Here is a 24,018-nt window from a genome sequence, read left to right as displayed (position 1 = left end):
CTGCATGAAAATTGGTGAACTGGCGAAGCTCAGCGGCCTGGCGGCCTCCCGCATCCGCTTTTACGAGTCCAGTGGATTGATCAGTTCGGTTGAGCGCAAGGCAAACGGCTATCGCGACTACGGCCCCGAGGCGGTCTGGATTTTGGAGATCATTGCCGGGGCCCAGGCCGCAGGCTTCTCGCTGGAAGAGATCCGCCACCTACTGCCGGTCGGCCAGAACACTTGGCAGCACGGGGAGCTACAGGACAGTCTCAAGCGCAAGGTGGCCGAGATCGAGGTCATGCAGAAGCGCCTGGAGCAGAACAAGGCGCAGCTGCTCGTCGCTATCGAAAGCATCGAGAACAAGCCGGAAGGCATGCCATGCGTGGAAAACACGCAGCGGGTACTGAACCGCCTCCGCGAAGAAACGAATGTGGTTTCTGGGTCCAGTCGGCTACATCCAGCTCGGGAAGGTTGAGGCAAAACTCTTCCGAATAAAGCAAGTCAGGCCATGAAGGCCCGACTTGAACGAAGTAGCCTCATCGACCTACCCGGAGAATCCAGAAGCCGAAATTGGCGCAAGTTTGTATTGCGTGCCGGTGTTTTACCTTTCCCGGAAACAACTACTCGTTGTCCAAGATGGATTTCAGGGGTTCGGGAGCATAGAGCGCGCTTTGGAACTGTGGCACGTACTCATACTTCATCATTTTCCCCAATTTCAGGGACTTCATGAACGTGGAAAGGCTGCCTTCATTCAACGTGAGGTTGACCGATTCTGCACTCGTGCTGGAGGCGTGACTCAGTTGACGTGATACCGCATAGCCGTAGGTCAACTCTCCGCTATGACCGATATTTGCAAAGCTATTTGTCACCAGTTCAATTTCATTTGAAGGATCACTCAGTTTCTCTCCTTCAAAGACAACGTCAACCTTGCCTGTTTCGTTATCGACAATCTCGAAGATTACGGACTTGTCATTGTCCCGGCGATTGATACCAGTCAACCACTTCGGCAGGTTATATCCGACCACGCCCCTTACCCTTGCAAGCTCGGTATTTACCGGGAGTTTCAGTACGTACCCCCAGAAATCCTTAGACGTCGACTGACCAATCAGGGAGATGGGACCCAGGTTTGACGATCCAGGCTTGTTCGTGACGATGGACAGGGCAATTTCGTTATACCTGTCATTGTCGCAGTACTCATAAGAGTAAGCGGTAAAGGCGACCAGACCTCTGCCCGGCCAGACCTGAAGGGGTTGGACTTTATCCAGAACTTCAGCAGGCATCAGCTCTCTCAGCTTATCTATGTCCGCCGTGAAGACCGCGGTAATTCTATTGTTCTTGTAGTAGAAGTTTGGCGAGTAGGATTCAAACCCCATGTCGACCCTTGCCTTCTTGAGTCCCTTGAACCAACTCAGGTCAACGCCAGGGGCTTCGGATTCTATCGTGGCAAGAGGAGGATTGGAGCGGAAACGGTCATACAGACCACCTGCGGCCACAGGAACTTCATGGCCGGCAATATTGATTATGGTACTCCCAGTCTCTTTGACTTCGGCTGAATTTTCTGCCCATGCGAACGCCGAAACGGTATTCATGAGTATTCCCGCTATTACTGCAAAACTGCCGCCTTTCATTTGCTGAAGTCTCCGCCAAGTGGGTTATTGCCAATGTTTTGCGTTCAGGGAAATCCGCTTTGTCAGATTGGAATTCGGTCGAAGCTGTCCTTTCATGTTCCTTGACCCAGTCTTGAGCCAATTTCCATCTGCCTGGGCATGCCCTGTTTGCCCGCCAACAGCACCCTAACTTTCAACTTAACTTTAAGGTCAAGCTTTTCTGTGCAAGACCCTTGGCCTCCACTGCCTAGCGGATTCGTGCCTGTCGGCGGGAGGCAGAGGCGCCCCCAGCAGAACGATGCGGGCAGGCAACTGCACGCGGAGCAGCACATCACCTGACTGCCGCTGCGGTGATCGATAGCCACGCCATCAAGATGCCGTGACGTACCGTGGGATGGGCTCGTGCGGGGAAAGGGATCAGCAGTGGGCAGAAGGTTCGGGCTTGACCTTAATTTTAACTTTAAGGTTATGGTCGCCTCTGGCTAATGTGGCGCGGCCGAAAGCAAGTTTCCTGACAGCGACACATCTTCGGCATCTGCGAGGCCGACGGTTAGGTGATCTCAACATGACCAAGCGCATACTTCACGTCGTAAGCAACGTCGCTCACTATGCAGATCCTTCCGAGCCCACTGGCTTGTGGTTGGCGGAACTGACCCACGCCTACCACGTGTTTGCCGCGAAAGGGTACGAGCAACACCTCGTGAGTCCAAAGGGAGGAGTCTCTCCGCTGGAGCCCCGCTCCCTTAAATGGCCGCATGCTGATAGCACCGCAAAAGCCTGGTTAGCCGACAAGGCGCGCCTGGCATTGTTGTCGACCACGGCCAGGCCCGACGAGGTCGATCCTGGGGACTTCAATGCGATCTACTTCACTGGCGGTCATGCTGTCATGTGGGACTTTCCCGATGACGCCGTCCTGCAACGGCTCACTCGAGAGATCTACGAGCGTGGAGGGATCGTCGCTTCCGTCTGTCATGGCTACTGCGGACTGCTGAACACGAAGCTGTCGGACGGTACGCTGCTGGTCGCCGGCCGCCGCGTCACTGGCTATTCCTGGGTAGAGGAAGTGTTGGCTGGTGTCGCGAAGAAGGTGCCTTACAACGCTGAGAAAGAGATGAAACGGCGAGGAGCGTTGTACGAGAAAGCCCTGATACCGTTCACAACCAAGGTCGTTGTCGATGCCCGGTTGGTGACCGGTCAGAATCCGCAGTCAGCCAGAGCGACAGCTGAGCAGGTTGCAGCACTTCTGTGATGGTTCTTCAAGGCAGTCAGGCGTGTTTTCCCGTGAACCCTCGCAGTCCGGACAGCACTGACGACCTGCAAAGTACAGTCTTCGCCAACCGGCCTGCATTGAGGGGCTACATCCGCCCTTCCTGTTTGCCCCTTGGTCTGCCGTCTGAACTATCACAGGCCTCGGCAGGGTCCGCTTCTGGCCGATCTCTGCCCGAAGCGATGGGCAGAAGTCGACCTAAAGCGGACGCTTAGCTGGCTATGGTTAGCCAGGGCCAACGTTCCCGATAGCTAGCAGCCTTTGCTCTGAACAGGTCAGGCTGCGGATTCAACTCGTTCAGGCTGAGAAGGTTGTTTTGCAGATCATCCAGACCGTGTGTGCTGTATAGCTTTCCTGTGTAGACATCCACTCCGAGGCAGGTCGACTTGATCAGATAGCGGTCTATGCCATCTGTCACTGCTCTCAATTGCGGATAGGCGGCGCCGAATTTCGATTCATACCAGAGGTGAACACGTGCCTGATTCCGTATCTCCACGTTGACGTCGAGATGGGCGCAGGCTTGGCGAACCCGATTGATGACTCGATCCTCAGCTTCCCATGACAGGTTCTCATCGAAGTACGCGATGTCGTAATCCTTGATTCCCCAATCAGCGGGTTTTCCGGAGCGATGGTTCCAGACAGTCTGGAACAGACAACCCGCTGTCAGCATGCAGTGTGGAATGTCCAGCGTCGGCAAGAGTGTGAGTAACGAGCGGTTGAAGGGATTTTCCTGGGCAATTGTCAGCACTTGCTCGTTGCTTAACGAATGCATCGTTACCCTCCATGGTGGTTGCTCTGCGTGGAAGGGAGCTTACCTGAGTCGTGCACGGGGAGCGCTTTGAAGTCCGCTTCTGGCCGAAAGCAAATGTTTAGAGCACGAAAAATCTGCCCCTTTGGCCGACGAACCTGGCCAAGACTGAATACACTTTGTGCCCGATTACCCTAGGCCATGAACATGGCTGCATCGAACAAGGAACTCGCCTCCATGGCCTCCTCTGATAAACAGCAAAAACGCGCCCAGCGGGCCAAAGCCAAGGCCAAGCAGAACCGTTCGGGCAAAGCCAAGGCCAATGTCGTACATCCGCTTCTGGCCAATCCGCTGGTCAACGAGCCATTCGATGATGTCGAAATCGACCTGAGCACCTTCGACTTCAAAGACATTGAAGAGAACGGTTTCGATCCGGCGCACTTCGACGATTTGTTCCAGGCGATGAAAGTCAGCGAAGGCATCAGCCTACTAGCGATGTGCCTGGTGTTCCTGCAGTACCCGGTGTTGGAGCTGGTGGTTGCTGAGGAAGCGGAAGACGCTGCCATCGACTTCATGATGGGCCTACTGATCGCCTATCGCGGGATCTTCCACGATGAAGACGAAGACACGGCAGTGAGTTGGGTCGGCGGCGATGCCTTCCAGACTGCCTACAACGAAGCGTCGATGATCCTGCAGAAGAAGTACGCTCGCGGCACCTCAAGCGCCCGAGTTTAGCCGCGCACCGAGCGGCTACCGGTGGCAAGTCCATTCGGCCGAGCGTAGTCATTGCGCTGGGGCTGCCCTATGGCTGCTCTTGGCCGGTTTCTGCCCGATGCGACCGGCACCTTTGGGTCCAGGCTGTCGTTGGCAAAGGGGGGCATATATAGGAAATATTTTTATTCACGACACTTATCCAATTTCTGCGGATGAGCGAACTAATCCAGATCTGCAAATAAGGAAAAGTGCGGGTAACAAAGAAGACGCCGGCGATATTGAGCAAGGAGGAGGGGGCGCGAAGTGGCGGGAACCGGGGCGCAGGGTGCGTTTACGGATGGGCTCCGGGGCATCGTTCCAGCGGTTGGCGTTCCAGTCGTCCCTGTTGGCCATGGCAACACTTTTTTTGCCTGAATCCATATGGAGGGAGCTTTGTATGAAAAGCCCTACATATGGCCAGGAGAATAACCGGGCTAATGCTAAGTGGCCGGTATCCGGGGTTGGTCTTTGGTCGGGGTAATGCGGGGCGAGTGGTGCGGGGAAGGGGGGGCGGCCCCTGCGGCTCAGGCTCGTTGCCGGAACCGGGTCGATTTACCGGCAGCACAGGAGGCGGTTCCGGCGTTCATCTCCACCGGAGTCGCCATCCTCATACGCGCGAGGTGGCCTCGACTTTCAGCAGGTCCCTGTCGTCCAGCCGCTGGACCTGGGCCGGCGCAAGTTGCACAGAAATCCAGAGGAGCGGTCATCCCAGAAAGGCCAATTAAGTGCCATTCAAATCTGTCCCCTTTTCTTTTGGAAATAACAGTAGTTCGCCTAATGACGAAAGCCTGCAACACACATCTTTCGGATTCTACTTATCATTAAATTTATCGAAGCACCCTGAAAAAGGTTGGAAACAGTCTTCCCATTTCGATTTTGGCGCTTGGATATCCCAATAACGAGGAGAACAGCCATGAACCTGAGTCGCTTTAAGCGCTATCCGCTGACGTTCGGTCCTTCTCCCATAATGCCGTTGAAACGCCTCAGTGCTCACTTGGGCGGGAAGGTGGAGTTGTATGCCAAGCGCGACGACTGCAACAGTGGCCTGGCCTTTGGCGGGAACAAGACGCGCAAGCTCGAATACCTGGTCCCTGAAGCCATCGACCAGGGGTGCGACACCCTGGTTTCCATCGGCGGTATCCAGTCGAACCATACCCGCCAGGTAGCCGCCGTCGCCGCCCACTTGGGCATGAAGTGCGTGCTGGTACAGGAGAACTGGGTGAACTATTCGGATGCTGTGTACGACCGGGTTGGCAACATCGAGATGTCGCGCATCATGGGCGCTGAGGTGCGGCTGGATGCGGCGGGCTTTGACATAGGCATCCGGCCCAGCTGGGAGAAGGCCATGGCCGATGTGGCCGAGCAAGGCGGTAAACCGTTTCCGATTCCGGCGGGTTGTTCGGAGCATCCCTACGGCGGCCTGGGGTACGTCGGCTTTGCCGAGGAAGTGCGGCAGCAGGAAGCGGAACTGGGCTTCACGTTCGACTACATAGTGGTCTGCTCGGTTACCGGCAGCACCCAGGCCGGCATGGTGGTCGGCTTCGCCGCAGACGGCCGCTCGCAGCGCGTCATCGGCGTCGACGGCTCGGCCACGCCAGAGAAGACCAGGGCGCAGATTCTGCGCATCGCCCGCAGCACTGCCGAACTGGTCGAGCTGGGCCGCGAGATCACGGAAGAGGACGTGGTTCTCGATACCCGCTTTGCCTACCCGGAATACGGCCTGCCCAACGAGGGTACGCTGGAAGCCATCCGACTCTGCGGGCGCCTCGAGGGTGTGCTGACGGACCCGGTCTACGAGGGCAAATCCATGCATGCAATGATCGAAATGGTCCGCCAGGGCGAGTTCCCCGAAGGTTCCAGGGTGCTATACGCGCACCTGGGCGGGGTGCCTGCGCTGAATGCATACAGCTTCTTGTTCCGCAATGGCTGAGCGAGGGTAATAGGGGACAGACCACGGTTAACTCTACCGAAAGAGTGAAATCGTGGTCTGTCCCCCATTTGTTTTGGCCATCCAGGTTGAGCGGTCTTCCGCGATGGGGATAACCATCCTAAATCGCTGTGTTGCAATTACCTTGATAAGGCACTATGTGGTCAGCGGAATCGAAGTCGAAAATAGAGCGCCAGGGTTCTACGTCTTCATAAATAACTATTTTGCCCAGGTTCATTGGGTCGGCTCGGCTAGGACCGGCACCAATGAGTGCTTGATCATCGGTGGTACTCGGATCGCTGTCGCGATCAAAGAGCAGGAATCCCAGCGATCTCTCGCCCTTGTAAGCTTCTGGCCTGGGGCGTTGCTTCCGATATATCGATGCCTTTTCTCCTTCTTCCGCAACCTTCGGAACGAATTTCTTTGGGTTGCCGTTCGGGAAGACAATGTTTCCGTTCACGTATGCTTGGAGCAATTGGTCACTGGCATCGAAATCGACCGATATGTTCCAGCGCCAAATGTAGTAATGGCATAAATCAATATCGTAGATGTATTTCTCGATACTGGAATCGCCTTCCTTGACCTTTAGTGTTGCGCTCCCTTCTTCTACAAATATGTGCCGGACATTTTCGCGAGAAGATCCAAGCGGGGCTTGCGACCTGATCAGCGACGACATGTCATCGAGCGTTCCGACTGATTCGAAGGAGAATGTTGGTTCAGCGCAAGCTACTTTAGTTCCGCATAAAACAAGCAAGAGCACGAAACTGGCAGAACAGAATTTACCCATGGGAACTCCGGCATTTCAGTCGTCTCTGTCGGCCATGGCAATCCTTCTGCCTGAGTCCGTGCGGGTTGTATGAAAAGCCCTATGTCTGGGTACGAGACTAGCCGGGGTAATGCCAAGTGGCCAGTACCTGGCGTTGTACGTTGGACGGGGGATTTACGAGGCGGGGCAGAGCGGGGGAGGAAGCAGGCGCCGCCGGGCGGCGGCGCCTTGGGACTATCAGTCCTGGCGGCTGGTGACTTCCAGCAGGTGGTAGCCGAACTGGGTTTTCACCGGGCCTTGCACGACGTTCAGCGGGGCGCTGAAAACGACGGCGTCGAATTCCTTGACCATCTGGCCGCGGCCGAAGGAGCCGAGGTTGCCGCCGTCGCGGCTGGAGGGGCAGGTGGAGTGTTGTTTGGCGATTTCAGCGAAATCGGCGCCGGCTTCGATGGCGGCTTTGAGTTCGTTGCACTTGGCTTCGGTGGCAACCAGGATGTGGCGGGCAGTGGCTCGGGCCATGGTGGGGTAACTCCTTTCAATTGAGGTTGCTGAGCCTAGCGGAATCGGTGGGTGATTCAAGGCTATTTGTCTGGTGGGAGGTGTGTGTGGGGGGGATTGTCGGCCGGCCTTGCGGACCGGTTGGCGAATGAAGTCGCCCCTGCATCCGTCTCGCCCCGACCCTAGGGTCTGGCGCCGGGTTAGGAACGGCCCAGGTTGAAGTGGCGGACCTGGGCGTGGAGACGTTCGGCGAGTTCGCCATGCTCGGGGCAGCGGATGGTTACATTTGCCCGGTGTGGGTCTGGGCTATCAGCCAGTCCACCAGTTCGCGCAGTTGCGGGCTGGGTGCGGGGCGCTCCGGGTAGACGAGGAAGTAGGCGCCGCCAGTGGGCACCTTGAGGTCGAAGGGCGCCACCAGGCGGCCGGTGGCGAGGTCTTCGCCGATCAGCGCCCAGTCGCCCAGGGCCACGCCATTGCCCTGGGCAGCGACGGAAAGGGCGAGGTCGAGGGTGTCGAAGTGGTGCCCGCTGCCAAGCTTGCCGAGGGTGACGCCGGCGGCCAGGAGCCAGGTTTTCCAGTCCTGTTCGTCGCGGGTGGGGTGCAGCAGGGTGTGCCGGGCCAGGTCGACGGTGCTGGTCAGCGGCACGGGGCCGGTCATCAACTGCTGGGAGCACACGGGGGTGAGCTGCTCATCGAACAGGTGGTGGGCGACCTGGGCACTGCCGGGCTGGGTGCCGTAGATCACCGCAGCGTCGAACTCTTCGCGGCGAAAATCCACGCCGTATTGCACGGTGGTGGTGAGTTCCACCGGTACGTCCGGGCGTTCGGCCTGCCATTGCATCAGCCGCGGCAGGAGCCAGCGCATCACGCAGGTGGGGGCCTTGAGTTGCAGCGCTTCGCGCTTTGCACCCACCTGTTCGACGGCCTCATCGATCAGGGTGAAGACATGCTGGATGCGCGGCAGCAGCTCGCGGCCCTGGGCGGTGAGGCTGAGGCCCCGCGCCTGGCGCTGGAACAGCGGGTAGCCTAGGTGGCTTTCCAGCCCGGCGATCTGCCGGCTCACGGCGCCCTGGGTGAGGTGCAGCAGCTCGGCGGCGCGGGTGAAGTTGCAGCATTGGGCGGTGACCAGGAAGGTGTGCAACGCAGGCAAGGGCGGGAGGCGTTTCATCAGGGCAGCCATGACGTGAGGACATGGCAAGTATGACGATTTTTGCCTTGTCATGGTCGCCGCCCGGCGGGTCCAATTGCGCATCCTACCTGCCCCGGCTCTTGCTGCCGCGCATCGAGCGGCAGGGTGCTCCATCGTCATCCGCGCCGACTGCAGGTTCGGCCGCCCTGAATCTACGGAATCACGCAATGCAGAACATGCTCCCGACCTTCACCGAAACCCTCGCAGGCGTATACATCGGCGGCCAGTGGCTGGCCGGCGGCGCCGAGCTTGCGGTGATCAATCCCGCCACCGAGGCCCAACTGGCGACTGTCGGCAGCGGTGATGCCGCCCGCGTCGACCAGGCCGTGCAGGCCGCCAGTGTCGCCTTCCCGGCCTGGGCCCGCAGCAGCGGTGCCGAACGTGGCGCCTGCCTGCGCCGCATTGCCGAGGGTGTGCGCCAGCGCCGCGAGACGCTGATCCAGCTGCAGTCGGCCAACAACGGCAAGCCGCTGTTCGAGGCGGCCATCGATGTGGACGACGTGATCGGCACCTTCGAGTACTACGCGGGCCTCGCCGAAGGCCTGGACGCCCAGCAGGACCGGCCGGTGGAGCTGCCCAGCGAGGACTTCGCCGCACGCCTGCGCCGCGAGCCCTGCGGTGTGGTGGGGCTGATCGTGCCGTGGAACTTCCCCATGGTGACCACCGCCTGGAAACTCGCGCCGGCCCTGGCCGCCGGCTGCGCCGTGGTGCTCAAACCGTCCGAGGTGACCCCGCTGCCGGAGCTGGAACTGGCCCGCATCATCCACGACAGCGGCCTGCCGGCCGGCGTGTTCAACCTGGTGTGCGGCACCGGTCTGGCGGTGGGTGCGCCGCTGTCGGCCCACCCCAAGGTGGCGAAGATGTCCTTTACCGGCAGCAACGCGGTGGGGGTGCAGGTGATGCAGCGCGCGGCGGAAACCGTGAAGGGCGTGAGCCTGGAGCTGGGCGGCAAGTCGTCGCTGCTGGTGCTGGAGGATGCCGACCTGGAGCTGGCCGTGGAACTGGCCTGCGGTGGCGCGTTCTTCAACGCCGGGCAGATGTGCTCCGCCACCAGCCGCGTGCTGGTGGCAGCGCCGCTGGTGGCGGACTTCCTGGCGCGTGTGCAGGCCCGTGCCGCGGCCATCCGCGTGGGTGACCCCTTCGTCGAAGGCGTGGAGATGGGCGCCCTGGTGAACCAGGCGCAGTACCAGCGGGTGCGTGGCCATATCGACCGTGGCCTGGCCCAGGGCGCGCGCCTGGTGTGTGGTGGCGAGCGTCCGGCGGAGCTGGAGCGGGGTTATTTCCTCCAGCCGACGGTGTTCGCGGATGTGCCCACGGACAGTGCCCTGTGGAACGAGGAAATCTTTGGGCCGGTGCTCTGCGTACGCAGCTTCGCCAGCGAGGCAGAGGCCATCGAACTGGCCAACGACAGCGAGTTCGGCCTGGTGGCCAGCGTGGTGAGCCGCAACCTTGATGCCGCCGAGCGCGTGGCCAATGCCCTGCAGGCCGGCATGGTGTGGATCAACTCGCCGCAGGTGATCTTCCCGCAGACCTCCTGGGGTGGTTACAAGAAGAGCAGCATCGGCCGTGAGCTCGGTCCCTGGGGGCTCTCGGCCTTCCAGGAGATCAAGCATGTGGTAAGGGCGGTCTGACGGCACAAGCGGGGGCTGGTACGGGAGGTGCTTCACCTGTGGGGGCGATTTCAATCGCTAAGCAGGCCGTAGGCCTGCCCGACGGAGCATTGGGGCCGCTGTGCGCCCCTTAGCGAATGAATTCGCCCCCACAAAGAGCGCTGATGCTTCACCGATCCACCATGTGGGGGCGATTTTAATCGCCAAGCAGGCCGCAGGCCTGCCCGACGGAGCATTGGGGCCGCTGCGAGTCCCTTGGCGAATGAATTCGCCCCACAAAAAACAGCATGAACCCGACAAGGCCGCCTTCTGGCGGCTTTGTCATGCCTGGGTTCAAGCCATGCGCTGAAGACATGGCTCCAATGACGAATTTTCGATTGTTGCTCCCCCCGGTGCGCCGCAGGATGACCGCGCCGGGCACTTCGCTGCCGCAGCTCCATACAAGAACAAGAGGAGTCCTCAATGGGCGAGCATGATCTGAGCAGAAGAAATTTCATCAAGACGGTCGGCGTCGCTTCGGTGGCGGCCGCCACCCTGTCGATGCCCTTCATCCGGGCCAGCGCCAGTGATACGCGGTTCCAGGGCAAGACCCTGCGCCTGCTGACCTGGTCGGACGACACCGGGCTGGCGGCGTTGCGCAATATCGCGGCCACCTTCGAGGCCAAGACCGGCGCCAAGGTGATTGCCGACCGCACCGGCAGCACCTCGGAAATGGTCGCCAAGCTGAAGGCCGGTGGTGACCGCCCGCAGTACGACATCATCACCCTCGCCGGGGTGGGCGCCGAAGGCCTGGCCAGTGCCGGCCTGTTGGAAAAGCCCGACCTCAACCGCATTCCCAACCTCAAGGACGTCCCTGCCCAGTACCAGACCGGCGCCAACGGCCACGGCATCGGCTACCTGCTGTGGTGCAACAGCCTGGTCTACAACACCCGCACCGTGAAGGACGTGCCGGACAGCTACGCTGCGCTCTGGGACCCGGCCTACGAAGGCCGCCTGTTCCTGCCGCCGCCGAACTGGACCGAGGCCATGGACCTGATCATCATCGCCGCCAAGCTGGCCGGTGGTGACATTCACAACATCGAGCCGGGCTTCAAGAAGCTGGAAGAGCTGAAGGACCGCGTGATGACCCTGGGGGAAAACCCCAACCAGATCGCCGAGCTGTTCCGCACCAATTCGCTGGACATGGGCGGCCTCTACGCCCCGGCGTTCTTCCCCAAGCAGATCCGCGACCCCGCCTACAGCCTGGGCGCCACCTTCGGCATGAAGGAAGGCTTCTACACCGACCTGATGCTCTCGGTCATGCCCAAGCACCGTCCGGGCGACACCGACCTGGCCTACGCCTTCCTCGACCATTCGCTGGACCCGCTGGTGCAGGGCAAGATGGCCGAAGACATCTTCAACGGTCCGGTCAACGCCAAGGCGATCATCTCCGCCGAGGCGCGCAAGAGCCCCTTCATCCTCACGCCGGAGCAGATCGCGGAGAAGGCGATCATGCACGACAACGCCTTCCTCGCCACGGTCCACGACCAGTGGATTCGCCGCTACACGGAAATCTTCTCTTCCTGATGCAGCCACGGCGCTTGCCGTGATTCGCGCCGGGCGGTTGGCCGTCCGGCGCGTGGTTTCCCTGTTCTGACGAGACGAGCGATATGGAACACATTGATCTGACCCAGCCGGTCGGCGAGGCGCCCCTGCGCCCGGCCCGGGCGGTGTCCCCCACCGCGCGCGCCTGGCTCTTCCTCACCCCGTCGATGCTTTTCCTCGCCGTGCTGGTGGCCGCCAGCCTGCTGGTGCTGCGCATGAGCATCGGCGAGAAGGGCGCCGAGTGGAGCGGCTTCAGCCTGGCCAGCTATGCCCAACTGGCCGAGCCCTATTACCTGAAATCCCTGCTGCTGACCTTGCGCCTGGCCTTCTTCAGCGCGCTGATCGCAGTGGCCCTGGCGATCCCGGTGGGGTATTGCATGTCACGCCTGCAGTCGCCCTTCCTGCGCCGGGTGTTCCTGGCCGCCGTGCTGTTGCCGCTGTTGGTCAACCTGCTGCTGCAAAGCTATGGCTGGCTGGTGATCCTCGGTCCTGCGGGCATGCTCAACCAGGCCCTGATGGGGCTGGGGCTGATCGACCGGCCGGTGATGCTGCTCTACAACCAGACCGGCGTGCTGATGGGCCTGGTGCAGACGGCCTTCCCCCTGGCGGTGCTGCCGATCGCCAGTGCCATGCGCGGCGTGGCGCGCACCTATGAAGAAGCCGCCGCCACCCTGGGCGCCAGCCGCTTGCAGGTGTTCCGCCAGGTGGTGCTGCCGATGAGCCTGCCGGGCATCTTCACCGGCGCGACCCTGGTGTTCGCCTACAACGCCAGCAGCTTCGTGGTGCCGCTGCTGCTCGGTGGCCGGCGCGTGCCGATGCTGGCGGTGATGGTGCATGACCAGATCGCCCCGCTGATGAACTGGCCCGCGGCTTCCGCCGCCGGCGTGGTGCTGATCGTCACCACCCTGGCGATCATGGCCTTCTCCGAATACGTCACCGGCCGTCGCCGCCGCATGCTGGAGGCTTCGCAATGAGCAATCCGTTCCGTTCCCACGCGGCCCTGCCAGGGGAAACCGGCCGCTTCGCGATGATCCTCTCCGGGGTGATCCTGCTGCTGGCGGTGCTGCCGATCCTGACCATGATCGTGATGTCCTTCAGCGGTGCATCGAACCTCGATTTCCCGCCGTCGAGCTTCAGCCTGCAGTGGTACGAGGCGGCCTGGCGCACCTTCGTCTCGCCGGACGCCAGCGATGTGCTGAGCCTGGGCCAGGCGCTGGGCACTAGCCTGCTGGTGTCCTGCCTGACCATGGTGCTGGCCACCCTGGTGGCGGTGCCGGCGTCCTACGCGCTGACCCGTTGCGAGTTCCGGGGCAAGGCGGTGGCGCTGCAACTGATGTCGCTGCCGCTGGTGTTTCCCATGGTGGTGCTGGGCCTGGCGCTGTTGCTGGTGTTCGACAGCCTGCCGTTCCACATGGACACCTCGCGCCTGGTGATCGCCCACGTGATCCTGGCGCTGCCCTTCGTGGTGAAGAACTGCACGGCGGCCATGGTGTCCATCGGCACCGAGGTGGAGGAGGCCGCGCAGATGCTCGGCGCTTCGCCGACGAGGGCGATCCTGGATGTGGTGGTGCCGCTGATGCGCTCGGGCATCCTGGCCGGGATGCTGCTGGCTTTCATCGTCTCGTTCAACGAGTTCACCGTTACCTACTTCCTCTACAACATCGATGTGATGACCGTGCCGATCTGGATGTACAGCCGCACCGTGTCGTCCCTCGATCCCACCGTATTTTCCTTTGCCGTGCTGATCGTGCTGATCGACTTCGCCCTGATCTGGGCGCTGGAGAAGCTGGTGGGCGATGGCGGCGTGTCCTTCTGATTCGAGGTGAAGCATGTCTGGACTGATTCTGCAAAATGTCGAAAAACGCTACGGCTCCATCTGCGCCGTGACGGACGTCAACCTGCATCTGCCGGAGGGCAAGCTGGTGTGCTTCCTCGGCCCTTCGGGCTGCGGCAAGACCACCCTGCTGCGGATGATCGCCGGCCTGGAGAGCCTGAGCTCCGGGCAGATCCTCCTGGATGGCAAGAACATCAGCTACACCCCGGCGCACCAGCGCAACTTCGGCATGGTGTTCCAGTCGCTGGCGCTGTTCCCGCACATGACAGTGGGCGAGAACATCGCCTATCCGTTGCGCCTGCGTAACGTGGGCAAGGCCGAGCAGCAGGCGCGGGTGGCCGAGCTGCTGCAGCTGATCCAGCTGCAGGAAATGGTCGACCGGCCGGTGTCACGGCTTTCCGGTGGCCAGCGCCAGCGCGTGGCCATTGCCCGCGCCATCGCCTCGCACCCCAAGCTGCTGTTGCTGGACGAGCCACTGTCGGCGCTGGATGCCAAGCTGCGCGAGTCGATGCAGATCGAGATCCGCCAGCTGCAGCAGCGCCTGAACATCACCACCATCATGGTCACCCATGACCAGCGCGAGGCCATGACCATGGCCGACATAGTGGTGGTGCTGGGCGAGCACCGGGTGCAGCAGGTTGGCACGCCGATCGAGATCTACCGCAATCCGGCCAACGAGTTCGTCGCCGACTTCATCGGCACCGGCAATATCTTCCCGGCCACCGCCCTGGGCAGTGGCCGTGTGGGCCTGCCCGGCGGCGCGGCGATCCAGGCGCCGATCTGCTCCAGCATCCAGGCCGGCAAGCCGATCAAGCTGCTGGTGCGTCCGGAGGACCTGCAGCTGTCCGCGCCCCAGGCCGGCGGCGCCAACAGCGTGCCGGGCACGGTGACCTTCGTGCGGGATATCGGCGCCACCATCGAGACCACGGTGGAGTGCTCAGGCGTTTCCCTCACCGCGCTGACCACGCCCAGCCAGGACATCGGCCTGGCCATCGGCAACCCGGTGTCGGTGACCATTCCGGAACATGCCTGCCGGGTGCTCTCGGCGTGACGATGACGGGCCGATTGCACATTGGCCTTCTCTCCCGCCAGGCGCACACTGGCGGGTGAACATGGAAATGGAGTGCTGATCATGGACCTTCAACTTGAAAACCGCAGTGCCCTGGTGTGCGGCGGCAGCTCCGGGTTGGGTTTCGGCGTGGCCGAAGCCTTGGCCAGGGAAGGTGTGCGGGTCTGCCTGCTGGCGCGCAACCTGTCGAAGCTGGATCTGGCGGTGGAGCGCATTCGCCGCGAGGGCGGCGAGGCCCAGGCGGTGGCGGTGGACCTGAGCGACCTGGGCGCGGTGGACATGGTCATCGAGCAGGTGGTCGCGGCAATCGGCGCGCCGGACATTCTGGTCGCGAACAATGGTGGGCCGCCGCCGATCAACGCGGTGGACTTCGACCCACAGCTCTGGCACCGCCAGCTGGACGCCATGCTGCTCGGCACCATGGCCCTGACCAATGCCTTCCTGCCCGGCATGCGCCAGCGCCGCTTCGGCCGCATCCTGATGATTTCGTCCACCAGCGTGGTGGAGCCGATCCCCGGCCTGGTGCTTTCCAGCGCCCTGCGCGCGGCCCTGGCCAACTGGGCCAAGACGCTCTCGGCCGAAGTGGCCGCCGACGGGGTGACGGTGAATACCCTGATGCCCGGCTCCTTCTGGACCGAGCGCACCGAAACCCTGACGCTGCGCGCCGCCGAACGCAGCGGCACGCCGGTGGCGAGCCTGATGGCCAAGGAGCAGGCGGCGATTCCGGTGGGGCGCTACGGCGCGACCGAGGAGTTCGGCGCGGTGGCGGCCTTCCTGGCCAGCCCGCTGGCGAGCTACGTTACCGGGGCGCTGATTCCGGTGGATGGTGGGGTGTTAAAGGGCTGAATTCGGTAGGGCAGCCCTGCGGGCTGCTTCGCGAATGAATTCGCCCCCACAAGAGCGGTTCGTGCGGCTCCTGTGGGGGCGATTTCAATCGCGAAGGGCCGCGCAGCGGCCCCTAAGGGTTCACCACGCGCACGACGGCTCGAAGCTGTCCGCCCGCGCCATTGCCCACATGCGCTCGTAGAAGTCCGCCTCGATCTTGTCCTTGAGCAGATCCCCCGGCTTGAGGAAGACGTGGATCTGCGAGAACAGGCGGATTTCCTTGTCCGAGACGCGCCTCACCACGTGCCGGGGTTCCAGCTGGTTGGGATGCTCGAGGCCGGCGGCGGCGAGCATTTCCGCCAGCGCCTTGAGGGTGTTGCGGTGGAACATCTGCACCCGTTGGGCCTTGTCCGGCACTACCAAGGCGCGCTGGCGCAGTTTGTCCTGGGTGGCGACACCGGTCGGGCACTTGTTGGTGTGGCACGACTGGGACTGGATGCAGCCGATGGCGAACATGAAACCGCGCGCGGAGTTGGCCCAGTCGGCGCCGATGGCCAGCACGCTGGCGATGTCGAAGGCGCTGATGATCTTGCCGCTGGCGCCGAGCTTGATCTTGTCCCGCAGGTTCAGGCCTACCAGGGTGTTGTGCACGAACAGCAGGCCTTCGCGCAGGGGCACGCCGATATGGTCGGTGAACTCCAGCGGCGCCGCACCGGTGCCGCCTTCCTTGCCGTCGATGACTATGAAGTCGGGGAGGATGCCGGTTTCCAGCATGGCCTTGGCGATGCCCATGAACTCCCAGGGGTGGCCCAGGCAGAATTTGAAGCCCACCGGCTTGCCGCCGGAAAGCGTACGCAGCCTGGCGATGAACTGCAGCATCTCGATGGGCGTGGAGAAAGCGCTGTGGCGAGAAGGGGAGATGCAGTCCTCGCCCATGGGCACGCCACGGGTGAGGGAGATTTCCTCGGTGACCTTGTGCTTGGGCAGGATGCCGCCGTGCCCGGGCTTGGCGCCCTGGCTGAGCTTGATTTCGATCATCCGCATCTGCGGGCTGCGCGCCTGGGTGGCGAAGCGCTCCGGGTCGAACTGGCCGTCGCTGGTGCGGCAGCCGAAGTAGCCGCTGCCCAGTTCCCAGACCAGGTCGCCGCCGTTTTCGCGGTGGTAGGGGCTGATGCTGCCTTCGCCGGTGTCGTGATAGAAGTTGCCGAGCTTGGCGCCGCGGTTCAGCGCGCGGATGGCGTTGGCGCTGAGGGAGCCGAAGCTCATGGCCGAGACGTTGAACACCGAGGCCGAGTAGGGCTGGGTGCACTGCGGTCCGCCCACCACCACGCGGAAGCTGCACGGGTCGCTGAGCGGCGCCGGGCGCATGGAGTGGCCGATGAATTCGTAGCCGGCCCTGTAGACGTCGATCAGGGTGCCGAAGGGCTTGTCGCCGCCCTCGTTCTTGGCCCGTGCGTAGACCAGCGAGCGCTGGGCGCGGGAGAAGGGCAGGCGGTCGTCGTCGGCCTCCAGCAGGTACTGGCGGATCTCCGGGCGGATGCCTTCCACCAGGTAGCGGATGTTGCCGAGTATGGGGTAGTTCCGCCGCACCGCGTGAGGCTCCTGCAGCAGGTCGAAGAGACCCAGCAGGCTCAGCGCTCCGGTGAGCAGGGTAAAGGGCCAGATCCAGTCGTGACCGGTGAAGGGCAGGCTGAAGAGGGTGAACAGCACGCAGAAGGCGAAGAAGGCGTAGCGGCTCAACAGTGAAAGGCTCATGCGGACTCCTTGTTTGCAGGTACCGGCATAGGGTAGTGCCTGTACGCAGGAATTGCCTTGCGATGGCTCAAGACCGGGCTGTAGGAGCTGGCCCAGTTCGAGCGACGGTTACGTAGGATGGCGTGGAGCGAAGCGATACCCATCAGCGATGGTCGATGGGTATCGCAAGCTCGCGGAACGCCGCCCGACCCATCCTACGAAAGGGCCCGACCCATCCCACAGGGAACCAAAAAAAACGGCCCGCGAGGGCCGTTTCTTTTGGAGCGGGGCGCTTAGCCGCCGAGGTAGGCGTCACGCACCTTCGGGTCGTTGAGCAGGTCGTCGCCGGTGCCTTGCATGACGATCCGTCCGTTCTCCAGCACGTAGCCGCGGTCGGCCAGCTTGAGCGCCTGGTTGGCGTTCTGCTCCACCAGGAACACGGTCACGCCGTCCCTGCGCAGCTGTTCGATGATGTCGAAGATCTGCTGGATGATGATGGGCGCGAGACCCAGGGACGGTTCGTCGAGCAGCAGCAGCTTGGGCTTGCTCATCAGCGCGCGGCCGATGGCGAGCATCTGCTGTTCGCCGCCGGACATGGTGCCGGCGCGCTGCTCGAAACGCTCCTTCAGGCGGGGGAACAGGTGCAGCACCTTGTCCATCTGCTCCTGGTAGTCGCCCTTGTCGGTGAAGAAACCGCCCATGGCCAGGTTCTCTTCGACGGTCAGGCGGGAGAACACGCGACGGCCTTCCGGCACGACGGCGATGCTCTTGCGCATGATGTCGCAGGACTCCTGGCCCACCAGCTCGTCACCCTCATAGCGAATGCTGCCGCTGGCCGCCCGCGGCGAGCCGCAGAGGGTCATCAGCAGGGTCGACTTGCCGGCGCCGTTGGCACCGATGAGGGTGACGATCTCGCCTTTCTTGACTTCCATGCTGACGCCGTGCAGCGCCTGGATCTTGCCGTAGAAGGTGGAAACCTTGTCGAAACTAAGCATGGCTCAGGCCTCCCCCAGATAGGCTTTGATCACGTCGGGGTTGCTGCGGATCTGCTCCGGCGTGCCGTCGGCCAGGGGAGTGCCCTGGTTGATCACATAGATGTGGTCGGAAATGCTCATCACCAGCTTCATGTCGTGTTCGATCAGCAGCACGGTCACGTTGTGCTCGTTGCGCAGCATGGCGATCAGCGCCTTGAGGTCGTCGGTCTCACGCGGGTTGAGGCCGGCGGCCGGCTCGTCGAGCATGAGGATGCGCGGGCGCGTCATCATGCAGCGGGCGATCTCCAGGCGACGCTGCTGACCATAGGCCAGGGTGCCGGCGGGACGGTTGGCGAAGTCGGAGAGGTTGACCTTCTCCAGCCAGTGGGCGGCGTATTCCATGGCCTCGCGTTCACTCTTGCGGAAGCCCGGGGTCTTCAGCAGGCCGGCGAGGAAGTTGGTATTGAGGTGGCGATGCTGGGCGACCAGCAGGTTTTCCACCGCAGTCATTTCCTTGAACAGACGGACGTTCTGGAAGGTCCGGACCACGCCGCGGTGAGCGATCTTGTGGCCGGGCAGGGCCTCGATCTGCTCGCCATCCAGGCGGATGCTGCCCGAAGTCGGCTGGTAGAAGCCGGTCAGGCAGTTGAACACGGTGGTCTTGCCGGCGCCGTTCGGGCCGATCATGGAGACCACTTGCTTTTCATGCACGGTCAGCCCCACCCCGTTGACGGCCAGCAGGCCGCCGAAGCGCATGGAGAGACCGCTTACTTCGAGGATCGCGCGGCTCATTGTTTCAGCTCCAGGTGGGGACGTTGCATCGGCATCAGGCCCTGCGGACGCCAGATCATCATCAGCACCATCAGGGCGCCGAACATCAGCATGCGGTACTCGCTGAACTCACGCATGAGTTCGGGCAGCAGGATCATCACCACCGCGGCGAGGATCACGCCCAGCTGCGAGCCCAGGCCACCCAGCACGACGATGGCGAGAATGGTCGCCGACTCGATGAAGGTGAAGGACTCGGGCGTCACCAGGCCCTGGCGCGCGGCGAAGAAGCTGCCGGCAAAACCCGCGAAGCAGGCGCCCAGGGTGAAGGCGGAGAGCTTGATGATGGTCGGGTTGAGGCCCAGGGCGCGGCAGGCGATCTCGTCTTCGCGCAGGGCTTCCCAGGCGCGACCCAGCGGCATGCGCAGCAGGCGGTTGATCACGAACAGGGCGAGCAGGGCCAGCAACAGGGCGACCAGGTAGAGGAAGACCACCTTGTTCACCGAGTTGTAGGCGATGCCGAAGTACTCGTGGAAGGTCTGCATGCCTTCTTCGGCGCGGCGCTCGAAGGTCAGTCCGAACAGGGTCGGCTTGTCGATGTTGCTGATGCCGTTGGGGCCGCCGGTGAGCCAGGTGAGGTTGCGCAGCAGGATGCGGATGATCTCGCCGAAGCCCAGGGTCACGATGGCCAGGTAGTCACCGCGCAGGCGCAGCACCGGGAAGCCGAGGATGAAGCCGAAGAAGGCCGCCATCAGGCCGGCGATCGGCAGGCAGATCCAGAAACCCAGGCCGTAGTAGTGCGAGAGCAAGGCGTAGCTGTAGGCGCCGACGGCGTAGAAGCCGACGTAACCCAGGTCCAGCAGGCCCGCCAGGCCGACCACGATGTTCAGGCCGAGGCCGAGCAGCACGTAGATCAGGATCAGGGTGGCGATGTCCACCGCCCCACGCGAGCCGAAGAACGGCCAGACCAGGGCGACCACGATCAGCCCCATCACGGCCCAGCGCTGAGTCGAGGGCAGGGTGAGGAAGTGGCTGGTCTTGCTCGACAGGTGCGGCACCTTGGGCGCACCGGCCCAGGCACTGCTGACCTGCTCACGGAACATCTGCCAGATGAACATGGCCACGGCGCAGGCTGCGATGGCCAGCAGCGTGGGGGTGTTGGCGCCGGTGACCACCAGGCCTACGCCAACCACGCTGAGTTTCAGGCCGAGCACGGGGTAGGCGACGGCCAGCACCAGGAGGGCGCTGAAGAACGCCGTTTTGAGTCGAGTGTTCATACCTTCTCCACCTCCGGACGGCCAAGGATGCCGGTCGGCCGGAACAACAGGACCAGAACCAGCAGGCTGAAGGCCACGACGTCCTTGTACTGGTCGCCGAAGACGTCGGCGCCGATGGCTTCGGCCACGCCCAGCACCAGGCCGCCGAGCATGGCGCCCGGAATGCTGCCGATGCCGCCGAGCACGGCCGCGGTGAAGGCCTTGATACCGGCGAGGAAGCCGATATGCGGGTTGATCACGCCGTATTGCATGCCCAGCAGCACCGCGGCCACGGCGGCCAGGGTGGCGCCGATGACGAAGGTCAGGGCGATGATGTTGTTGGTGTTGATGCCCAGCAGGTTCGCCATCCGGATATCTTCGGCGCAGGCGCGGCAGGCACGGCCCAGGCGCGAGCGGGAGATGAACAGGGTGAGGCCGTACATGACCAGGAAGGTGACGACGAAGATGAGGATCTGCATGTAGGAGATCACGACGCCGTTCATGCTGCTTTCACCCAGGATGAAGTTCCCCGGGATCAGGTTGGGGATGGCCTTGTCCTTGGAGTCCTGGGTCAGCAGTACTTCGTTCTGCAGGAAGATCGACATGCCGATCGCGGAGATCAGCGGGATCAGACGGTTGCTGCCGCGAAGGGGACGATAGGCGACCCGCTCGATGCTGTAACCGTACGCGCTTGCAACGATGATGCTCGCGGCGAAGGCCGCGACTATGACGATCGGCAGGCTTTCCAGACCGAGCATGGTAAGCCCGGCGATTACGATGAAGGCTACGTACGAGCCAAGCATGTAAACCTCGCCGTGGGCGAAGTTGATCATGCCGATGATGCCGTAGACCATGGTGTAGCCGATGGCGATCAGGGCATAAGTGCTGCCAACGGTCAGCCCGTTAACCAGCTGTTGCAGATAGTGGTAGAGATCAGGCATTCCCTAACTCCTCGGGCATCACGAAAAGCGGCGCTTGTGGCGCAGCGGAGCCCGTAAAACACGGATAAACAAAGCCCACTGCGTGTGCAGTGGGCTTTGCGTTCAGGCGGGAAGCTTATTTAGCTTCGGTCTTGGTGCCGTCCTTGTGCCACTCGTACACCACGAAGCTGAAGTCCTTCAGATCGCCCTTCTCGTCGAAGGCCAGGTTGCCGGTCGGGGTGGGGAAGCTGTTGGCGCGCAGGGCGGCAGCAACCTTGGCGGTGTCGTCTTCGCCGGCTTTCTTGATGCCTTCGGCGATGACTTGCACAGCGGCGTAGGCCGGGAACACGAACGGACCGCTCGGGTCTTCGTTCTTGGCCTTGAAGGCGTCTACCAGGGCCTGGTTCTTCGGATCCTGGTCGAAGGACTTCGGCAGGGTTACCAGCAGGCCTTCGGAAGCCGGGCCAGCGATGGCGGAGAGCTCTTTGTTGCCCACGCCTTCCGGGCCCATGAAGCGGACTTTCAGGCCTTTCTCAGCCGACTGGCGCAGCAGCAGGCCGAGTTCCGGGTGGTAGCCGCCGTAGTAGACGAAGTCCACGCCCGACTGTTTGATCTTGGCGACGATGGTGGAGAAGTCCTTGTCGCCGGCGTTGATGCCTTCGAACAGCGGCACCTTGACGCCCTTGCCTTCCAGGGTCTGCTTCACGGCAGTGGCGATGCCTTCGCCGTACTGCTGCTTGTCGTGGATGACCGCTACGCTTTTCGGCTTGATGTGGTCAGCGATGAAGTTGCCGGCGGTCGGGCCTTGCAGGCTGTCCAGGCCGATGGTGCGGAAGACCAGCTGGTAGCCACGGGAGGTGATGTCCGGGCTGGTGGAAGCCGCGGTGATCATCAGGATGCCTTCGTCTTCATAGATGTCGGACGCGGGCTGGGTGGAGCTGGAGCAGAGGTGGCCAACCACGTAGTGAATACCGTCGTTGACGATCTTGTTGGCTACGGCAACGGCCTGTTTCGGGTCGCACGCGTCGTCGTAGACCACGCCTTCGAGCTGAGCGCCGTTCACCCCGCCGGCCTTGTTGATCTGCTCGATCGCCATCTTGGCGCCGATGAACTGCATCTCGCCGTACTGGGCAACCGCACCGGTCACCGGGCCGGCCAGGGCGATCTTGATGGTATCGGCCGCTACGGAATAGCTGGCGACACCGGCGAGAGCCATGGCGGCGAACAGTTTGGAAATCTGCTTGGTAGCCTTATTCATAGTGCTCCACTCTTGTGTTTTTCATTGTTGTTGTCCTGTTTGCCGAAGCTACGGGACAGGGAATTGCACCCCGCCAACACCCCCCGGCAACTGTACCGGAACAGTGTAGATTGCCGGTTTGCGGCTTGAAAAGTCGGGTTTTGATGGCGGAATGATCTTGTGTCGCTAAATCGAAACAAACGTACAGAAATACGGCGTGTCTCGGGCGTGGCAGGCGTCGTCGAGCCGGGCTTGTCTGAATGTTGACCGACGCTATCATTGCGCCCCCCAATCCCTTTGTTACCAACCAACACGAAACAGGCCATGAACGATAACGCTAGCACCCTCTATGCCAAGCTGCTCGGCGAAACCGCCGCAATTTCCTGGGAGGAGCTGCAGCCCTTCTTCGCCCGTGGCGCCCTGCTCTGGGTGGACGGCGCCGCCGACCTGGTGGGCGTGGCCCTGGCCGTGGCCGAGGACGACAAGGCCCAGGTCGCGGCCCTGCTGGCCGCCGGCACGCTCGGCAAGGTGGAGGAGGATCGCGCCCAGGACCTGCTGGCCCGCGACCCGAAACTCTGGGCGGTGGTGGTGGCGCCCTGGGTGCTTATCCAGGAGCGGGACGAAGCGCCGACCCGGCATTGAAAGAGGCGCCCCAGAGCGCCAGGGAACTGATCCAGTTGCGTGCCGCCGGTCCGGGCTGGCACTGATCCCGGGCAACGGCAAAGGCGGTGGGGCGAGCTAGACTGAATCCACCTTCTTTTACGTTGTTCATCAACAGGGAGCGCCATCATGTTCGAGCCAGGCCATGTACATCGGGCCAATGTGCCCGGAATTCCGGGGCAGCAGGAATTCTCCATCGACCTTTATTACCAGGCCCGCCCCGACGCCAAGGAGGGGACCATGCTGCACTTCCGCATGGTGGGCGAGATCGGCGGCAAGCATTTCGAGGAGGAATTCGAGATGCACCGCGACACGGCGTTCAACTTCGCCGCCGTGGTCTCCAAGGTCGCCGCGAAGAACGGGCTGAATCCCAACCAGACGCTGATCATGCGAAACCACAAGGAGTACGACCTGATCTTCGAGGACATCCGTCGCGTACTCGGCGCCAAGCCAGGCGAAGCGGTGAACCTAGACCATCTGGAGAAGGACGGTCTCTGATCGTTTACCTGCCCGAGCCACTCAGCTTGGGCTTCTCCTGTGGGGGCGAATTCATTCGCTAAGCAGGCCGCAGGTCTGCCCTACGGAGCTCGAATGGGGCTGCTTCGCAACCCTCAGCGAATGAATTGGCTATGTCTGCATTAAGTGTTGCTAGAACGTCCTGAGCCAAGCTGCTTATCGAGCGGGCTTCGAATCTCTGTTTCGCCTCCCGGCGAGTCACTTCTTTCAAACGCCAAAGAAGTAACCAAGAACGCTTGCCCCTGCATCCGGGTTTGGCTTCGCCAAACTTCCCTCGCTCCATCGTTGCGCCGG

23 protein-coding genes are annotated in these 24,018 nt (G+C 62.2%); 12 read left to right on the top strand and 11 right to left on the bottom strand.

The window, feature by feature from the left end; genetic code table 11:
* Window positions 1-4 precede the first annotated feature (4 nt).
* Entirely contained in the window at window positions 5-457 is a 453-nt protein-coding gene (locus E8F11_RS00665; protein ID WP_280286877.1) for a MerR family transcriptional regulator, read from the top strand.
* Window positions 458-602: 145 nt separating this feature from the next.
* On the opposite strand, the gene E8F11_RS00660 is transcribed toward E8F11_RS00665, so the two are convergent.
* Window positions 603-1,610, bottom strand: a complete 1,008-nt coding sequence (locus E8F11_RS00660) for an acetoacetate decarboxylase (ADC) (RefSeq protein ID WP_280286876.1) — start codon at window positions 1,608-1,610, stop codon at window positions 603-605.
* 544 nt (window positions 1,611-2,154) lie between these two features.
* Between E8F11_RS00660 and E8F11_RS00655 the strand changes: the two genes are divergently transcribed.
* On the top strand, window positions 2,155-2,838 hold the full coding sequence (locus E8F11_RS00655) for a type 1 glutamine amidotransferase domain-containing protein (protein WP_280286875.1): 684 nt from the start codon (window positions 2,155-2,157) through the stop codon (window positions 2,836-2,838).
* A 229-nt stretch (window positions 2,839-3,067) separates the two neighbouring features.
* Here the strand turns inward: E8F11_RS00655 and E8F11_RS00650 are convergent, their stop codons facing one another.
* On the bottom strand, window positions 3,068-3,628 hold the full coding sequence (locus E8F11_RS00650) for a nucleotidyltransferase family protein (protein WP_280286874.1): 561 nt from the start codon (window positions 3,626-3,628) through the stop codon (window positions 3,068-3,070).
* 213 nt (window positions 3,629-3,841) lie between these two features.
* Here E8F11_RS00650 and E8F11_RS00645 point away from each other — a divergent pair, with 213 nt between their 5' ends.
* Both E8F11_RS00645 and E8F11_RS00640 read left to right on the top strand, forming a co-directional pair.
* Window positions 3,842-4,339, top strand: coding sequence for a hypothetical protein (locus E8F11_RS00645; RefSeq protein ID WP_280286903.1), 498 nt, complete (start codon window positions 3,842-3,844; stop codon window positions 4,337-4,339).
* A 931-nt stretch (window positions 4,340-5,270) separates the two neighbouring features.
* The gene (locus tag E8F11_RS00640; protein WP_280286872.1) at window positions 5,271-6,287 is read left to right on the top strand and encodes a 1-aminocyclopropane-1-carboxylate deaminase; all 1,017 of its coding nucleotides are present in this window, start codon (window positions 5,271-5,273) and stop codon (window positions 6,285-6,287) included.
* A gap of 118 nt (window positions 6,288-6,405) precedes the next feature.
* Here the strand turns inward: E8F11_RS00640 and E8F11_RS00635 are convergent, their stop codons facing one another.
* The 3 genes from E8F11_RS00635 to E8F11_RS00625 all read right to left on the bottom strand — a co-directional run bounded on the left by E8F11_RS00635 (window position 6,406) and on the right by E8F11_RS00625 (window position 8,716).
* Window positions 6,406-7,071 (bottom strand): hypothetical protein, encoded by a 666-nt coding sequence (locus tag E8F11_RS00635; RefSeq protein ID WP_280286871.1) that lies wholly within the window; start codon window positions 7,069-7,071, stop codon window positions 6,406-6,408.
* A 216-nt stretch (window positions 7,072-7,287) separates the two neighbouring features.
* Window positions 7,288-7,569, bottom strand: coding sequence for a peptidylprolyl isomerase (locus E8F11_RS00630; protein WP_280286870.1), 282 nt, complete (start codon window positions 7,567-7,569; stop codon window positions 7,288-7,290).
* A 259-nt stretch (window positions 7,570-7,828) separates the two neighbouring features.
* Window positions 7,829-8,716: a LysR substrate-binding domain-containing protein gene (locus tag E8F11_RS00625; RefSeq protein ID WP_280286869.1), complete on the bottom strand. Its 888-nt coding sequence runs from the start codon at window positions 8,714-8,716 to the stop codon at window positions 7,829-7,831.
* A gap of 188 nt (window positions 8,717-8,904) precedes the next feature.
* Between E8F11_RS00625 and E8F11_RS00620 the strand changes: the two genes are divergently transcribed.
* From E8F11_RS00620 to E8F11_RS00595, 6 genes are all read left to right on the top strand, one after another.
* Window positions 8,905-10,368, top strand: coding sequence for an aldehyde dehydrogenase family protein (locus E8F11_RS00620; RefSeq protein WP_280286868.1), 1,464 nt, complete (start codon window positions 8,905-8,907; stop codon window positions 10,366-10,368).
* Window positions 10,369-10,809: 441 nt separating this feature from the next.
* A complete protein-coding gene (locus E8F11_RS00615; protein ID WP_190832866.1) occupies window positions 10,810-11,913 on the top strand; it encodes an extracellular solute-binding protein in 1,104 nt (367 codons plus the stop codon).
* Between the two features lie 83 nt (window positions 11,914-11,996).
* On the top strand, window positions 11,997-12,905 hold the full coding sequence (locus E8F11_RS00610) for an ABC transporter permease (RefSeq protein ID WP_280286867.1): 909 nt from the start codon (window positions 11,997-11,999) through the stop codon (window positions 12,903-12,905).
* Complete coding sequence (locus E8F11_RS00605; protein ID WP_280286866.1) at window positions 12,902-13,747, top strand: ABC transporter permease; 846 nt, start codon at window positions 12,902-12,904, stop codon at window positions 13,745-13,747. Before E8F11_RS00610 ends, E8F11_RS00605 begins: the two co-directional genes overlap by 4 nt.
* Window positions 13,748-13,760: 13 nt before the next feature.
* A complete protein-coding gene (locus E8F11_RS00600) occupies window positions 13,761-14,816 on the top strand; it encodes an ABC transporter ATP-binding protein (RefSeq protein ID WP_280286865.1) in 1,056 nt (351 codons plus the stop codon).
* Between the two features lie 81 nt (window positions 14,817-14,897).
* Window positions 14,898-15,680 (top strand): SDR family oxidoreductase, encoded by a 783-nt coding sequence (locus E8F11_RS00595; protein WP_280286864.1) that lies wholly within the window; start codon window positions 14,898-14,900, stop codon window positions 15,678-15,680.
* 120 nt (window positions 15,681-15,800) lie between these two features.
* Here E8F11_RS00595 and E8F11_RS00590 read toward each other — a convergent pair whose 3' ends face one another.
* The 6 genes from E8F11_RS00590 to E8F11_RS00565 form a co-directional block, all read right to left on the bottom strand.
* Window positions 15,801-17,414: an FMN-binding glutamate synthase family protein gene (locus E8F11_RS00590; RefSeq protein ID WP_280286863.1), complete on the bottom strand. Its 1,614-nt coding sequence runs from the start codon at window positions 17,412-17,414 to the stop codon at window positions 15,801-15,803.
* Between the two features lie 272 nt (window positions 17,415-17,686).
* Complete coding sequence (locus tag E8F11_RS00585) at window positions 17,687-18,388, bottom strand: ABC transporter ATP-binding protein (protein ID WP_280286862.1); 702 nt, start codon at window positions 18,386-18,388, stop codon at window positions 17,687-17,689.
* A gap of 3 nt (window positions 18,389-18,391) precedes the next feature.
* Window positions 18,392-19,159, bottom strand: a complete 768-nt coding sequence (livG, locus tag E8F11_RS00580; protein WP_280286861.1) for a high-affinity branched-chain amino acid ABC transporter ATP-binding protein LivG — start codon at window positions 19,157-19,159, stop codon at window positions 18,392-18,394.
* Window positions 19,156-20,412, bottom strand: a complete 1,257-nt coding sequence (locus E8F11_RS00575) for a high-affinity branched-chain amino acid ABC transporter permease LivM (RefSeq protein ID WP_280286860.1) — start codon at window positions 20,410-20,412, stop codon at window positions 19,156-19,158. Before E8F11_RS00575 ends, livG begins: the two co-directional genes overlap by 4 nt.
* Complete coding sequence (gene livH / locus E8F11_RS00570; RefSeq protein WP_280286858.1) at window positions 20,409-21,332, bottom strand: high-affinity branched-chain amino acid ABC transporter permease LivH; 924 nt, start codon at window positions 21,330-21,332, stop codon at window positions 20,409-20,411. The genes E8F11_RS00575 and livH overlap by 4 nt, the downstream gene beginning before the upstream one ends.
* 115 nt (window positions 21,333-21,447) lie before the next feature.
* A complete protein-coding gene (locus tag E8F11_RS00565; protein WP_280286857.1) occupies window positions 21,448-22,569 on the bottom strand; it encodes a branched-chain amino acid ABC transporter substrate-binding protein in 1,122 nt (373 codons plus the stop codon).
* A gap of 303 nt (window positions 22,570-22,872) precedes the next feature.
* Between E8F11_RS00565 and E8F11_RS00560 the strand changes: the two genes are divergently transcribed.
* Together E8F11_RS00560 and E8F11_RS00555 are read left to right on the top strand one after the other, a co-directional pair.
* A complete protein-coding gene (locus E8F11_RS00560; RefSeq protein WP_280286856.1) occupies window positions 22,873-23,190 on the top strand; it encodes a DUF2288 domain-containing protein in 318 nt (105 codons plus the stop codon).
* A 147-nt stretch (window positions 23,191-23,337) separates the two neighbouring features.
* Window positions 23,338-23,706 carry a DUF5064 family protein gene (locus E8F11_RS00555; protein ID WP_280286855.1) on the top strand — a complete coding sequence of 123 codons (369 nt, stop codon included), beginning with the start codon at window positions 23,338-23,340 and terminating at the stop codon, window positions 23,704-23,706.
* Window positions 23,707-24,018: the final 312 nt, after the last annotated feature.

The organism is Pseudomonas sp. BN417 (assembly GCF_029871205.1).
Lineage (GTDB): Bacteria > Pseudomonadota > Gammaproteobacteria > Pseudomonadales > Pseudomonadaceae > Metapseudomonas.
The sequence above is the reverse complement of the archived record's forward strand: the minus strand, read 5'-3'. Positions and strand labels throughout refer to the sequence as shown.

What these genes read in the sequence shown, in the direction of transcription:
- E8F11_RS00640 (WP_280286872.1), top strand. Translation starts at nt 5,271, where the DNA reads ATGAACCTGAGTCGCTTTAAGCGCTATCCGCTGACGTTCGGTCCTTCT.
- E8F11_RS00650 (WP_280286874.1), bottom strand. Translation starts at nt 3,628, where the DNA reads ATGCATTCGTTAAGCAACGAGCAAGTGCTGACAATTGCCCAGGAAAAT.
- E8F11_RS00635 (WP_280286871.1), bottom strand. Translation starts at nt 7,071, where the DNA reads ATGGGTAAATTCTGTTCTGCCAGTTTCGTGCTCTTGCTTGTTTTATGC.
- E8F11_RS00625 (WP_280286869.1), bottom strand. Translation starts at nt 8,716, where the DNA reads ATGAAACGCCTCCCGCCCTTGCCTGCGTTGCACACCTTCCTGGTCACC.
- livG (WP_280286861.1), bottom strand. Translation starts at nt 19,159, where the DNA reads ATGAGCCGCGCGATCCTCGAAGTAAGCGGTCTCTCCATGCGCTTCGGC.
- E8F11_RS00610 (WP_280286867.1), top strand. Translation starts at nt 11,997, where the DNA reads ATGGAACACATTGATCTGACCCAGCCGGTCGGCGAGGCGCCCCTGCGC.
- E8F11_RS00620 (WP_280286868.1), top strand. Translation starts at nt 8,905, where the DNA reads ATGCAGAACATGCTCCCGACCTTCACCGAAACCCTCGCAGGCGTATAC.
- E8F11_RS00555 (WP_280286855.1), top strand. Translation starts at nt 23,338, where the DNA reads ATGTTCGAGCCAGGCCATGTACATCGGGCCAATGTGCCCGGAATTCCG.
- E8F11_RS00575 (WP_280286860.1), bottom strand. Translation starts at nt 20,412, where the DNA reads ATGAACACTCGACTCAAAACGGCGTTCTTCAGCGCCCTCCTGGTGCTG.
- E8F11_RS00660 (WP_280286876.1), bottom strand. Translation starts at nt 1,610, where the DNA reads ATGAAAGGCGGCAGTTTTGCAGTAATAGCGGGAATACTCATGAATACC.
- E8F11_RS00585 (WP_280286862.1), bottom strand. Translation starts at nt 18,388, where the DNA reads ATGCTTAGTTTCGACAAGGTTTCCACCTTCTACGGCAAGATCCAGGCG.
- E8F11_RS00565 (WP_280286857.1), bottom strand. Translation starts at nt 22,569, where the DNA reads ATGAATAAGGCTACCAAGCAGATTTCCAAACTGTTCGCCGCCATGGCT.
- livH (WP_280286858.1), bottom strand. Translation starts at nt 21,332, where the DNA reads ATGCCTGATCTCTACCACTATCTGCAACAGCTGGTTAACGGGCTGACC.
- E8F11_RS00665 (WP_280286877.1), top strand. Translation starts at nt 5, where the DNA reads ATGAAAATTGGTGAACTGGCGAAGCTCAGCGGCCTGGCGGCCTCCCGC.
- E8F11_RS00605 (WP_280286866.1), top strand. Translation starts at nt 12,902, where the DNA reads ATGAGCAATCCGTTCCGTTCCCACGCGGCCCTGCCAGGGGAAACCGGC.
- E8F11_RS00600 (WP_280286865.1), top strand. Translation starts at nt 13,761, where the DNA reads ATGTCTGGACTGATTCTGCAAAATGTCGAAAAACGCTACGGCTCCATC.
- E8F11_RS00595 (WP_280286864.1), top strand. Translation starts at nt 14,898, where the DNA reads ATGGACCTTCAACTTGAAAACCGCAGTGCCCTGGTGTGCGGCGGCAGC.
- E8F11_RS00615 (WP_190832866.1), top strand. Translation starts at nt 10,810, where the DNA reads ATGGGCGAGCATGATCTGAGCAGAAGAAATTTCATCAAGACGGTCGGC.
- E8F11_RS00655 (WP_280286875.1), top strand. Translation starts at nt 2,155, where the DNA reads ATGACCAAGCGCATACTTCACGTCGTAAGCAACGTCGCTCACTATGCA.
- E8F11_RS00630 (WP_280286870.1), bottom strand. Translation starts at nt 7,569, where the DNA reads ATGGCCCGAGCCACTGCCCGCCACATCCTGGTTGCCACCGAAGCCAAG.
- E8F11_RS00645 (WP_280286903.1), top strand. Translation starts at nt 3,842, where the DNA reads ATGGCCTCCTCTGATAAACAGCAAAAACGCGCCCAGCGGGCCAAAGCC.
- E8F11_RS00560 (WP_280286856.1), top strand. Translation starts at nt 22,873, where the DNA reads ATGAACGATAACGCTAGCACCCTCTATGCCAAGCTGCTCGGCGAAACC.
- E8F11_RS00590 (WP_280286863.1), bottom strand. Translation starts at nt 17,414, where the DNA reads ATGAGCCTTTCACTGTTGAGCCGCTACGCCTTCTTCGCCTTCTGCGTG.